Source organism: Rothia sp. HMSC073B08 (assembly GCF_001812975.1).
Classification (GTDB): domain Bacteria; phylum Actinomycetota; class Actinomycetes; order Actinomycetales; family Micrococcaceae; genus Rothia; species Rothia mucilaginosa.
Genome location: NZ_KV811075.1, coordinates 26360 through 39658, shown reverse-complemented (window position 1 = coordinate 39658; position 13299 = coordinate 26360). Strand labels below are relative to the sequence as shown.

10 protein-coding genes and 1 tRNA gene are annotated in these 13299 nt (G+C 56.7%); 1 reads left to right on the top strand and 10 read right to left on the bottom strand.

The annotated features are described in order from the left end of the window. Window positions 1-3: 3 nt before the first annotated feature. The 9 genes from HMPREF2884_RS05530 to HMPREF2884_RS05490 form a co-directional block, all read right to left on the bottom strand. Window positions 4-468 carry an FHA domain-containing protein FhaB/FipA gene (locus tag HMPREF2884_RS05530; RefSeq protein ID WP_049328057.1) on the bottom strand — a complete coding sequence of 155 codons (465 nt, stop codon included), beginning with the start codon at window positions 466-468 and terminating at the stop codon, window positions 4-6. Next, window positions 468-1334, bottom strand: a complete 867-nt coding sequence (locus tag HMPREF2884_RS05525) for an FhaA domain-containing protein (protein ID WP_070616214.1) — start codon at window positions 1332-1334, stop codon at window positions 468-470. The genes HMPREF2884_RS05530 and HMPREF2884_RS05525 overlap by 1 nt, the downstream gene beginning before the upstream one ends. A 228-nt stretch (window positions 1335-1562) precedes the next feature. Then, window positions 1563-1649, bottom strand: a tRNA-Leu gene (locus HMPREF2884_RS05520). 136 nt (window positions 1650-1785) lie between these two features. Then, the gene (locus HMPREF2884_RS05515) at window positions 1786-2073 is read right to left on the bottom strand and encodes a PLDc N-terminal domain-containing protein (protein ID WP_070616213.1); all 288 of its coding nucleotides are present in this window, start codon (window positions 2071-2073) and stop codon (window positions 1786-1788) included. 199 nt (window positions 2074-2272) lie between these two features. Further along, complete coding sequence (locus HMPREF2884_RS05510; RefSeq protein WP_070616212.1) at window positions 2273-3835, bottom strand: alanine/glycine:cation symporter family protein; 1563 nt, start codon at window positions 3833-3835, stop codon at window positions 2273-2275. Between the two features lie 347 nt (window positions 3836-4182). Continuing rightward, window positions 4183-7533: a bifunctional lysylphosphatidylglycerol synthetase/lysine--tRNA ligase LysX gene (gene lysX, locus HMPREF2884_RS05505; protein ID WP_083309678.1), complete on the bottom strand. Its 3351-nt coding sequence runs from the start codon at window positions 7531-7533 to the stop codon at window positions 4183-4185. A gap of 52 nt (window positions 7534-7585) precedes the next feature. Beyond that, window positions 7586-8938, bottom strand: a complete 1353-nt coding sequence (gene nhaA / locus HMPREF2884_RS05500) for a Na+/H+ antiporter NhaA (RefSeq protein WP_060824082.1) — start codon at window positions 8936-8938, stop codon at window positions 7586-7588. A 245-nt stretch (window positions 8939-9183) separates the two neighbouring features. Then, on the bottom strand, window positions 9184-9708 hold the full coding sequence (locus tag HMPREF2884_RS05495) for a ferritin (protein ID WP_005507373.1): 525 nt from the start codon (window positions 9706-9708) through the stop codon (window positions 9184-9186). Between the two features lie 535 nt (window positions 9709-10243). Then, window positions 10244-10795 carry a MarR family winged helix-turn-helix transcriptional regulator gene (locus HMPREF2884_RS05490; RefSeq protein ID WP_141752094.1) on the bottom strand — a complete coding sequence of 184 codons (552 nt, stop codon included), beginning with the start codon at window positions 10793-10795 and terminating at the stop codon, window positions 10244-10246. Window positions 10796-12261: 1466 nt separating this feature from the next. Between HMPREF2884_RS05490 and HMPREF2884_RS05485 the strand changes: the two genes are divergently transcribed. After that, the gene (locus tag HMPREF2884_RS05485) at window positions 12262-12885 is read left to right on the top strand and encodes a superoxide dismutase (RefSeq protein WP_005507370.1); all 624 of its coding nucleotides are present in this window, start codon (window positions 12262-12264) and stop codon (window positions 12883-12885) included. Window positions 12886-13020: 135 nt separating this feature from the next. On the opposite strand, the gene HMPREF2884_RS05480 is transcribed toward HMPREF2884_RS05485, so the two are convergent. Then, the coding region (locus HMPREF2884_RS05480) for an ATP-binding cassette domain-containing protein (protein WP_141753502.1) at window positions 13021-13299 on the bottom strand (279 nt) is incomplete at its 5' end.

The following is a 13299-nucleotide window of genomic DNA, read 5'->3' as shown; positions in this document are numbered from 1 at the left end:
ACACTAGCCCCTCAACTGCATGGTGGTACCGCCAACGCGGAAATCATCACCGGGCTCAATCGGGGTCGCACGAGTCAGACGCTCGCCATTGACGAACGTACCATTAGTAGAATTCAAATCCTCAAGGAACCAACGGGAACCCTGAGGGAACAGGCGCGCATGGCGGCCCGAGGCGTAATCATCCTGCAGGGACACCTCAATGTCATTAGCGCGGCCAATAGTAATCGGGTGGTCCCCCAGCTGCATCATGGCGCCAGCCTGCGCACCGGCAGTAATCACAAGCTGCGAAGGGCGAGTCGGCGGAGGCGCAATATGAGTAGCCTCCGGAACCGCATCAACCGGTGCCGCACGATAGTTCTTACCCAAACCAAGGTCACGGCGAGCCGCCGAAACCACCAGGAAAACAAAGAACCAAATCAGAGCCAGAAAAGCGTAACGAAGGAGAGTAACGGTCAATTCAGACGCCATTAACGGACACCTCCGGTCGAACTATGGAAGATGATGCGGGTATTACCCATGCGAAGCAGTGAACCGTTCGCCAGCACCACCGGCGCACGCAGAGGCGCACCATTAATCAACGTGCCGTTGGTAGAACCCATATCGGTGGCGACCACCGCACCACCCTGCATCGAAAGCTGCAGGTGACGGCGAGAAACACCCTTATCGTCCAGACGAAAATCAGCATCAGAACCGCGACCCAGCACAAACGGCAGGTGGTTCACCGGGTGCATGCGACCCTCAATCTCCAAGAAGAAACGGGGAGCACCCGCCGCGGGGGACGCTACAGGCATGTTCAGGCGAGGCGCAGGAGCCTGCTGAGGCGCAGGGCTGGGTGCAGGCTGAGCCGGCTGAGCAGCCGGCTTCGTAATGCGGGTCGGCAAAGAAGACTCACGCGGCGGACGCACCGGCGCGTAGTTAGTGGCGCCGCGCAGAGACGGGGATGCCGGAGCCTCCGGTACAGAGAACGGCTCGAAAGTCGCAACAACCTCAAACTCGCCCTCAGAGAGAGAATCAAGAACGTTGAACGTCACGCGAACCGCGCCAATGAGGGTGTAACCCTGCGCGCGGGCGTGCGAAATCGCCAAATCGCACAGCTCAACAGCGAACGGGTTGCCCCACTCGCGAACGCGAGGGAAATCAACCGGTGCGAAACGGAGAGTATAGACATTAGGAGCCATAGTGCGGCCACTGCCGTCCACGTAGGACTCGTCATCCATCATGATGCGGACGCGGTTAGCGACATCCGCCTTCGCAAAGGTGCCGAAGCCCTTGGAAAGGCCGACAGTGCGGCCGATGCCTTGCTCCAGCTTGCCCAGCTTGTCGAAAAACTTCATGCCGCCTCCTTCTCAACGACCATTCCGAGCAACAGACCGCGCAAACGGTCTTTATCCGAAAGGCTCAGTTTAACGAGCGTGTCTGTGCGTTAGCTGTGTGTCCTGTGAATGAACACACCCGGTTCTATTTTAGGTGATGCACTCGCCATCGCTCTGGAACCCCGTCATTTAGCGGGGAATTGGTTATGGATATGAAAAAATCCCCGGTTCTTTCGAACCGGGGATCGTTGGTGCGCGAGGGGGGAGTTGAACCCCCACGCCCTCACGGGCACACGGACCTGAACCGTGCGCGTCTGCCTATTCCGCCACTCGCGCATGTGTCTTACGGTGTATCACCGCAGGTAACACATAAAACTATACGGACTGCACGCGGCGCTGTCCAATTGAGAGGGTGTGACCTTCGTTACTTATGCTGCGTGGAGGTGGGGGGCTCAGGAAGAGCCCCGAGCCGTTACAAGCCGCCCTCCTTGGAAGCTGCCGTATCGGAAGCAGCCGCAGAAGTCTGCGCTCCGCGTTCCTGCTCAGCGCGCTCCCGATCAATGCGTTCCAGACGCGCACGCAACAGCCACGTCACCGGACCCACATACGGCAGACACAGCACCAGCAGAAGCCACTTCAACTTCTGCACCTCCGAAAAATGCGGGTTCCGATGAATCGTCACCAGACACAGCAGCGCCAACGCAATACCTGCCAGAAAAACAACCGTGACCACCAGCTCCAGTACGGCACGCCAATCCATAAGCCCTCCTAACATCCTTCCTAAGCATACAGACCCGGAGGAATCCGCAAGCCCTCAGGGTAGTTCAAGGAGGCGTTCAGAGCCTACCCCGATGGGCAGCCCCATACGCCCCTCAAGCACGCAAAAGGGCCCGCCCCGCAACACAGCAGGACGGACCCTCCACAAAGCCTTACACAGAAACCTGCGTGTAGCTCACAAACTAGCGGCTAACCTTCTTAGCCTTCTTCGCAGCACGACGCTCAGCAGCCTTCGCATCATACTCAGCCCAGAACTCACGGGTAGTCACCGCATCAGTACCATCCCACGCCGCAAGATTCTTCAACTCAGGCATATCCGAAGCCTTGAAAATCGGCTCCAAACCAGCCTTACGCTGAGCCTCATAGTTCTTCAACACCGCAACAACCTGCGGAGTCATCAACAGAACCGCCGTCAAGTTCACAATCACCATGCCGGCATTCAACATATCCGCGGTAGTCCACACCAGATCCAGCGAAGAAATCGCGCCGAAGAACACAAACACGAGAACCAGCGCACGGAAAATATTCATCGGCAGCTTACGCTCAGTCACGAAACGCATATTCGACTCGCCGTAGTAGTAGTTACCAATCACAGTCGAGAACGCAAACATGAAAATCGCGATAGTCAGGAAGTGAACCGCCCAATCGCCCAGCTGCATAGCCAGCGCCGACTGAGTCAGCGACGCACCACGAGAACGATCACCATAAGTCGGGTTCGACAGCAGAACAATAAACGCAGTCACAGTACACGCCATCATTGTGTCAAAGTAAACACCCAAAGTCTGCACGTAACCCTGCTTAGCCGGGTGAGAAATAGTAGCGGTCGCACCAGCGTTCGGAGCGGTACCCATACCCGCCTCATTAGTCAGCAGGCCACGCTTCATACCCCAAATCACGGCACCCATCGCGCCACCGGTCACAAACTCCTTAATGCCAAAAGCACCCTGGAAAATCATCAGCAGCATGTTCGGAACCTCAGTGATGTTCAGCAGAACAACCAGCAGGCCCAGCAGCAGATACAGCACCGCCATAATCGGCACCAGCCACTCAGTCACCGAAGAAATTGCGCGAATACCACCGAAAATAATAGCCGCAGTCAGCGCCACCATAATCAGACCAATAGTGATGCGGAAGCCCATCGAGTTAGTACCCGAAACATCAATATTGAACGAGTTCGCCGCAGCATCCACCACAGCATTCGTCTGAACCGCCACAAACACAAACGCGTAAGTGATCACGATGAACGCCACGAAGATATAACCCATCCAACGGGCATTCAGGCCGCGCTTCATGTAGTACGCCGGACCACCAATATAGGAATCCTTACCGCGCTCCTTGTACAGCTGACCCAGAAGGGATTCCGCAAAAGCGGACGCCGCACCAACAGCAGCAATAACCCACATCCAGAACACAGCACCCGGGCCGCCCATAGCAATCGCCAAAGCAACACCCGCAACAGTACCGGTCCCCACACGAGAAGCAGCCGAAACAGTAAACGCACGGAACGAAGAAATGCTCTTCTTACCGTCAGCCTCACGAGCAACCGGGTCACCCAGGACACGAACCATTTCCTTAATGGAACGCCACTGCACACCGCGAGTGCGAATCGTAATGTACAGACCAGCCGCAATCAGAGCGTAGTAGAGGAAGTTACTCCACATCCAGTTCTGCACAGCATCCACGGAGGAAGTCAGTCCCGCAGTCTGCTCATTAATGTCCCCGATGATATTCAGAAGAAAATCCACTCGGTACTCCAATCTTGAAAGCAAAAAGCCCGCACGCTCAAACCCGGAAGACGGAGAACATGTGGGCTACATTGCTGGGTGGTGCGGACTCACGCCGCGTAGCGGAGACAGATACACCCCGCATAATTAGTCACCCCATTGTGTCGGGTGCAACCCCCGCTCGGCAACTTAAAAAGGGGCCCAATCCAAAATGTAACGAATACTTAATATACGGGCAGAGTAAATATAGGCTCCGTGCGGGTGTTGCCGATACGGACGGGACGGGCGTGGAGGCGGGCGTGAAAAGCCCGGCGCAAGGCATAAAACCTCGCACCGGGCACAGTAAATAAACGAAGGTATCGGTTGGGTTATGAACGTTCAGGTTTCACAAACGGGAACGACAACACCCCACGAATCTGCGTCTGAGCCAACAGCATCACCAAACGATCCACGCCCAGACCCAAACCACCCGTCGGCGGCATACCCGTCTCCAAGGCGTAGAGGAAATCCTCATCCACCTCCATCGCCTCCAGATCACCCGAAGCCGCCTTCAACGACTGCTCCGTCAAGCGCTCACGCTGCACCAGAGGGTCGGCAAGCTCCGAGTAGGCACAGCCCATCTCCATACCGTTAATCACCAAATCCCAACGCTCCGCCAAACCCGGAACACTGCGATGCGGTGCCGCAAGCGGACTCGTCTCCGCCGGGAAATCTGTATAGAACGTCGGCTCCACCGTATGCGCCTCAACCAGCTCACCATACAGCTCCTCAACAATCGCGCCCGGACCCATACCCTCGTGAACACGCACACCGTGCTGCTGCGCCAAAGCCAGCAACTCCTCAAAATCCGTCTGCACATCCACACAGCGACCCAGCGCCTCCGACAGGGCATCACACACCGACACCACACGCCACGGACCCGACACATCACGCACAACGCGCTCGCTCGACGCCTTATGACCCAGAGGCAAAGACACCGAACCAAACACCGACTGCGCGGCATCCTTAATCAGATGCTCCGTTAACTCACGCATCTGCACATAATCCGCATACGGGCGGTACGCCTCAAGCACCGTAAACTCCGGATTATGGGTCGCATCAGCACCCTCATTACGGAAATCGCGACCCAACTCATACACCGGACCGCTACCGCCTACCACCAGACGCTTCAGATACAGCTCCGGCGCAATACGCAGCGTCAAATCCTCACCGTACGCATTGATATACGTGCGGAACGGGCGCGCGCTCGCGCCACCGTGCACCGTATGCAGAATCGGGGTCTCCACCTCAAGGAAGCCCTCCGCATCCAGGCGGGCACGCAGTGCCTTAATGACCGCAGTACGCAGACGCAGATTCTGCATCTGATCCGGATGCACCAATAGGTCCGTGGAACGGCGACGCAGGCGCGCCTCCGGGTCAGTAAAGGAGTCGAAGGGGATGGGGTGCAGGCTCTTCGACGCCATGTACCAGGAGACGGCAATCAGCGATGGAGTGCCGTTACGGCTCACCCCGTAAGTGCCCTGCACGATGATGATGTCGCCGGTATCCAGGTTGCGGGAGGCGAGGCTCAACGGGCGCTCGCCCACCAGGCTGCGTTCCATGACGACCTGCAGGGTCTCACCCCCTTCAATGAGGATTGCAAAGAGGACTCCACCGTGGTTGCGAAGCGCGCGAATACGCCCCGAAACCATGAATTCCGAATCTGGAATATTTTCAGAAGAGAATATACTCAGGGCATCCTTCACGCCCAGAATAGGCGCACCATTACTGCGTATCTCACCACCCAGCGGATACGGATCCATGCCCGCCGCACGCAGCGCCTCCAGATGGCGCAGACGGTGCTGAGTCTGATCGCTACGCGACACCTCAGGAAGCTCTTCCACAGAAGCGAGCTGCATCTGGCGAAGAGCCTCCAGCTCATCTGTAGAAAGAACCTGCTCCTGATCCTGCAAACGGCGCGCCGACAGATTCGGCAAAAAGCCCTCCGCCATACCCGACGCAACCACAACATTCGCCATCGCCAACGTCGGCTCCGTCGCCAAAAAACGAGGAACCCACAGCGGGGCAAACTTCAGATTGAAACGATACAGGCGGCGCAACTGCAGAAAACGATCCAGCACACCCAAAGAGCGGGAAGCAAAACGGTTCCACGCCGACGCACCCACCTGATCAGCAGCCTCAAAAATATGGCCAAACATCGCAAAATTCAGCGACACCCGACGCACACCCAAAGACACCGCCTGCTCCATCAGCGACGCCACCATAAACTCCACCACACCATTAGGTGCCTCAGGGGAGCGACGCATAACATCCAAAGACAGCCCCGTAGGACCCCACGGAACGAACGACAGCAGAGCCACCATCTGATCAGCCTCATCATGAGCCGACACCAGAACAGACGAAGAATCCGCCGGATCATTCACACGATTCAGCGCCATCGAGAAGCCGCGCTCCATACGCCCATGACGCCACGCCGAAATATTCTCTGCAACCTGCTGACGCTGCTGCTCATCCAACTCTGCAAAGCGACGCATCTGCGCCGTGTACCCTCCGCGACGCACACGCTGAACCGCCTGACGTACCGGTAGCATCGACGTGTCATTGAGCGTGAAACGGTCCGCCTCAAGGACCGCCTCCTCACCCATCTGAATAATCGACAGACCCGCACGGTTATAGGCGCGCGCACCCGCCTCACTCACGCTCAGCGCTGCAGGAACCCAACCATAGCTACGTGCCTGTAGCATCCACTGCTCAATCGCGGCGTCCCACGCATCAGGGTCACCCACCGGGTCGCTCGACGCCAAGCACACCGACCCCACCGAACGGTACGTAATCGCCGCCCTTTGATCCGGAGAGAAAATCACCTGCTTATCGCGACGCGTCGCAAAATAGGAGAGCGAGTCATTGGCACCGTACTGCTGTAGCAGAGCGCGAATCTTCAGCTCCTTCTCGCCGGTCCACGCATCCGGGGCACGGTAACCGCGCGTCAACAGGTACAGTGCCGCAACGAGCGAGGCGCCGTAACCGAAAGAAGCCAAAAAAGCGACCACATCGGCAGACCACACGCCAGGATGGGTACGCTCAATACCCATGCCGTGCATCAGCAACTCCCACGGGGTCACCGAACGCAACGGCTCCCACACACCAATGTGGCAGAGGTACCAGAGCACCAGAGTGGTCAGCAGGATACCGCCAGCCGCCGTAGCCGCCGCACCCACCCACGAGAGGCGACCAATACGCGCCGGGAACGCCGAACGAATCGAGAAAAGGAAAGGCACCAGCGCACACGCAAACACGATGGAGAGCGTATCGACCGTCGAGGAGAAAATACGGTCCTTCGGCATAATCCCCGCGGGGAACACCAGAGTGAATGCGCTATGGCTGGCGATCAGCACACCAAGCACCTGAAAAACGATGGCTGCAATGAGAGCGGCACGCTTGCGCACAATCAGCCCGGACACAAGCACAATCATCGTAATGGCGCTGGGTAGCGTGTGCGTGGAGGGAATATTCAGCAGGTCAGCGGTGACTTCCCACCAAGTGAAGCCGCGACCGTGCCGCAGAGGAGAAATAATCCACGCGAACGTGGTCAGTAGCGCGGCAAAAGAATACACCCCAATCACCACGCGTGCTGATATCTCTGCATACCTTGAAGGAGGTGCGGGCGCCTGCCCTGCTCGTGCTGTACGGCGACGTGAGGTAGTGCGGTGAGACATCATTATCAGTGGGGGATTGGGGTGTAGGGAAGGTACTAGACCTTAGGAGTTCTTGCTAGGCTTCAGTCTTCGGGTCACGGTAGGTGCCCTCGAAGACGTCGGGGATGCCGTTGTCGTCAGCGTCCACGCTTTCCTTCTCAGCCAGGGCACGGTAGTGCTTGTTACGGCGTGAAAGGATAATGGCACCGACAATCGCGGCGAGCACGGAACCGAAGAGAATCGCAATCTTTGCATCCTCGGTGTGCGGGGAGCCGTGCGGGAAGGACAGCTCAGCCACCAGTAGGGACACGGTGAAGCCGATACCGCCGGTTGCAGCCAGGCCGACCACGTCAATCCAGGCGACGTCCGGGTCGAGGTTAGCGTTCTTGAAGCGAGTCACGAGCCAGGTGGTGCCGAAAATACCGATGGTTTTACCGGCGACCAGCGCAACCATGATGCCGACCGCCACCGAGTCGGTGAGGGCGCGTCCGAGGCCTTCAAAGCCGCCAACGGCCACACCCGCGCTGAAGAACGCGAAGACGGGCACGCAGATGCCCGTGGAGAGGGGGCGGAAGCGATGCTCCAGCACCTCTGCCAGACCGTGTTCTGCGTGTGCTGCCTCGGAGCGTGCGGACATCTTCACGGGCACCAGGAAGCCCAGAACCACGCCGGAAATGGTCGCGTGAATGCCGGACTCGAGGAAGAGTGCCCAGGTGATGATGCCCAGGGGCAACAGCAGAACCCATGCGGCGAGAGGCTTCAGATGCAGCATGGTCTCGCCACGGTAGGCGATGAACGCGAAAAGTGCGAGCGGAATCAGTGCGAAGAGCAGGTACTCGCCGTGGAAGTTATTGGTGTAGAAGATTGCGATAATGCAGATTGCGATCAGGTCGTCGACCACAGCCAGGGTCAGCAGGAAGACGCGCATCGCCGAGGGGAGGAAAGTACCCACGGCGGCGAGAACAGACACCGCGAACGCGATATCGGTTGCGGTGGGGATCGCCCAGCCGTGCAGAGCGGTGGGGCTGGTGAAGTTCAGCGCCGTGTAGATAATCGCGGGGACTGCCACGCCACCGAAGGCAGCCGCAATCGGCACAATCGCGGTGGAGGGCGACTTGAGGTCACCAATCACGAATTCCTTCTTCAGCTCCAGGCCGGTGAGGAAGAAGAAAACGACGAGCAGACCGTCTGCCGCCCAGGTTCCGATGCTCATCTGCAGGTGGTTGAAGCCGGGGATAACCGGGCCGACCACGGTGTCTCGCAGACCAAAGTAGAAGGTGGAGGCGGGGGTGTTGGCGAGTACTACTGCCAGCACCGTCGCAATCAGAAGTACGGTACCGCCGACTGATTCTGCACGCAGAATGTCGGCTACGCGGCGTGAGTTGCTATATGAGCCGCGGCTGAGGGTATCTGGGTTGGTGTGAGTCATTCTCTCCTCTTTCTGCCGCGATATTATGCGGCATCTAAGGCTTTTAAGTTTACTCTGCACTGTATGAGCATTCGAGTACCCGCTGGCGGCTTTTAGCTCCTGGACGGTGCACCGCGGTGTGCTTTTATGGCGTATATGCATAAACGTTCCGCCCTCGCCGCGTGGTGCGGTGAGGGCGGAACGTTTTAGTATTTCTGCAGGTATTCTGCGTGTTTGACTAGCGCTCTAGTCGTGCGAATGCGAGATTATGCGCCTGCGATAGCGGGTGCGCCGGACTCCTGGCCGTGGTCGTGTGCCAGCTCGCGTGCAACGTAGTTCTCCAGGTCGAAGAGGTTGCCGTTTGCGCGCTTCACGATGGTCACCAGGGTCTCCATGGTTGCAACTTCCTCAACCTGTTCCTTCAGGAACCAGAGGATGAACTGCTCGCCCAGTGCGTAGTTCTCAGCGCGTGCTGCGGAGAACAGAGCCTCGATCTGACCGGTGACAACCTTCTCCTGTGCCAGGGACATGTCAACGATTTCCTGAACGTTCGCGAAGTCGTTCTTCACAGCGGGAACAGCGGGGATCTCGACCTTGTGGCCGCGGTCCAGCTTGTACTGAACCATCATGAGTGCGTGCTCGCGCTCTTCGAGGGACTGCTGGTAGAAGAACTTAGCCAGCTGGGGCAGGTCCTCACCGTCGAGCCAGATAGCCATGGACAGGTACTGGTGAGATGCTGCGAACTCGTGGCCAATCTGCTCGTTCAGAAGGTCGTAGAAAGACTTAGACATATGGTTTCTCCTTATATGGTGGTTGCTTTTAGGTGCCGGGATGGCGCGGTGCAACCTGTTGATATTTATCGTAAGGGGTAGGGTGCGTCATGTACAGAGAGAAAAGGCTAATCGGTGAATCAGATAAGGTACCCCTGACATATTGTCACCACAACCCTTAGTGTGGATGCCCTGAATACTTTCTTTGGATTGAGTGGTATTGGGTGCGTTTCCTTGAGATTTCGCGGTTTAAAGCGGCATTAGATACCCCAACATCCCGCGTACATGCATGATGCTCCGGCGCCCGACAGCCGGTCATCCGACATTTCAAAGCGGTACGTGATACCGCAAAAATTTTTTAAAATTCTTCGCATGTATCGATGCCCGGGGCAACTTTAGGCGGTTTTAAGGTTCATGCGTACCGCAGTGCTCGCGACTGCAAGAGCCTATTTAAGAAATCTGTTAAAGAGATAAGGCACGTTCCCAATGGGAATGTGCCTTATCTCTGGTTCTCTCAACTCTCACCGGGGCGAATCTTACCTGAGGGCGGAGGAGGTTATTGTGTGGGGTAGTTCCCACGCTGCAGTGCATCAATCGAGATGACGTTTGAGGGGGTGTTGCCGAGGACTGCCTCGCCGATTTCTGCGAGATGCTCAACCTGTTCGGTGGTCAGGTGGTCGAAAATCTGGCGGCGTACTTCGCTCACGTGGCCGGGTGCGACCTCCTGCACCTTCTGCTCGCCTGCGGGGAGCAAGTGGCAGATGCTGACGCGGCGGTCTTCTGCACTGAGGGAACGGCGGACGTAACCGTCCTTCTCCAGGCGTGCCACAACGCGGGAGAGGCGTGCCGGGAGGGTGTTGGTAGTAACTGCCAGCTCGGTCATGGTGAGGGAATGATCCTTGGACTCGGAGAGCATCGCGAGCACCATGTATTCGACAAAGCTAATGCCAGCTTCGCTCTGCAGCTGGTTTTCCAGTTTGCGGGTGAGGCTGAAGATGATGGAGCTGATAAAGAGCCAGCCTTCTCGCTCTTGCGGAGAGAGCCACTGGATGGATTCGCTGTGTGCGGTATTGTCAGACCGCTGCGCAGACGTGGTTGGTATGGGCACGGGATTGGTTCCTCTTTTATCGGATATGGAGCTCCCTTATTAAGGGGAGGTGTGGTGTGCTGGCACCCATTGTAGCGAAAGGTCTTGCCCAGTAACCCTAAATTGGTACGGTCAAGTAATGGTTGACACTTTGGTGCTAATTTTTTGGAGGGTGCTAGGGTCATCTTTTTGCACGCAGTGACTATAAAAACCTTGGGTAGACAAGTGATGCGCGACATATTTAAAAAGATTTCCGGTACAAGTATAGATGAGAACGTACCAAGAAGCATACTCATGAATTGAGCCAACTTCCGCGGAATATCAAGGTTTTTAGGGGTGTGGGTGAAAATTCTAGGGAGTGTAAAGAGCTTACCAAGGGTGAAAAATAACGAAACGATAACAAAATTTTTAAAAAAATCTCGGTTTTGGCTTTGCAACCGTAATGAAACCGTGTACACTAATTACATAACGGGGTCGAAGGAAGCCTCCGAGGCGAGACCGGAAGCTCGCTTCGATAGGTTCGACTCTCTATTTATCGGTGATTGTCGTCGGTGTACGAGTAACTCGTATTTCTACCGACGGATGTGCGGTGCGGGTGCAGTTCGTGGTTGGGCTGCATTCCGTACCGTATCTTTTTAACTCGAATTTCTATCAACTCACTCTAAGAGCATCCAATGGTCGGGTGCTCTTTTTCTTTGCCCTCATAGGGATTAGCAAGAGCGCCCCTGCGAACTAGGGGAGGAGCATGAATTGAGGGGTCTGCGTACCTGCACTGCGCACCTTGCAGCTGTGGTGTTGCTGCGCCGTATCGCGCCAGGAATGTTATCCATAGGGGTTATCCACAATGGTTATCCACAGTGTGGAGAACTTACACGCATGTGATTTGGTGAAGCTGGCGATGGTGGCAATGCAAGATGCAAAGAGGGGCCCAGTCGAAAAATTCTTGTAATTACAGGCTTTCGAGGCTGTTAAAAGCGAGGGTAAGTTATTAAACAGAAGACCTTTTCACCTTTAAAACCGCGGAACCCGAAAATTTCCACAGCTGTGGATAACCCGGTGCACTTAATCCACCGCCTCCGGCGTAAGGAGGCGCGTAAGATCGCTCGGCGGCCCTGTTAGTACTCAATATTTTGGCTAGTAGAAGGAAAAACACCCCGAATGAGGGCGAAAATTCTGCAGTTTATCCCCCGCGCATCCCCAAAATAGGATGTTATCCACAGTAGTTATCCACAGTGTGGAGAACTTACAACTCTGTTATTCACATGAGTGCATACCCCGGTATTTCAAGGCAGAATAGGGTGCCGACCCCGAAAAGCCTGTTGATACACAGGATTATCCACAGGTGTGGGGAAAAGTCTTCGCCTGAAATCCACATGCTCAAGCGAGGTCTTACATAAATGTGACGCACCCCAACTCATGAAAAGTAAAGTAAACGCTACGCTGGTAATCTTTAATACAAGCCAAGTTTTCTAATGAAAGGCATCATCATGGCTGAAAAGTACACCCTCCCCGAGCTCCCCTACGACTACGCGGCGCTCGAGCCCCACATCTCCGCAAAGATCATGGAGCTGCACCACGACAAGCACCACGCAGCATACGTTGCAGGCGCTAACGCAGCTCTCGAGCAGCTCGAAGAGGCACGCGAGAACGGTGCATACGGCAACGTCTCCAAGCTCTCCAAGGACCTGGCGTTCAACCTGGGTGGCCACACCAACCACTCCATCTTCTGGAACAATCTGTCCCCCGAGGGTGGCGACAAGCCCACCGGCGAGCTGGCAGCAGCAATCGACGAGTTCTTCGGATCCTTCGACAAGTTCCGTGAGCACTTCACCAACGTTGCACTGACCATTCAGGGCTCCGGCTGGGCAATCCTCGCATGGGACACCGTTGGCAAGCGCCTCATCATCGAGCAGCTTTACGACCAGCAGGGCAACATCTCCGTTGCACTGATTCCCGTTCTGCAGCTGGACATGTGGGAGCACGCATTCTACCTGGACTACCAGAACGTCAAGGGCGAGTACGTCAAGGCATTCTGGAACATTGTGAACTGGGCTGACGTTCAGGCTCGCTTCGAGCGCGCAGTGTCCCAGACCAAGGGCCTGGTCCTCTAATCTAAGTTTTCGTCAGCGCGGTGAAGTAGCCGCGGTGAGGTAACTGAAACGGGTGTCCGGCGCCTCCATATTCGGAGGTGCCGGGCACCCGTTCGTTGTATTCAGATGCTGCCCCGCGGGGTTGGGTGCAGAACCCTAGAGCGCCAGCGTGCGGTCAATGCGGATGCGGCGGCAGAAATCCTCATCGTGGCTCACCACGATGAGCGCACCGGTGTAGGCTTCGAGTGCCTGCACCAGCCAATCCACCGAAGAAATATCGAGGTTATTCGTCGGCTCATCCAGCATGAGAAGTTGCGGCACCGGGTCGGCCAGAAGCACCTGCGCCACCGCCGCGCGGAAACGCTCACCACCGGAGAGCTCGCCGGTCTTGTGGTGCACGCTCTCGCGACGGAAGAGCAGGCGCGCCAGCTGGTC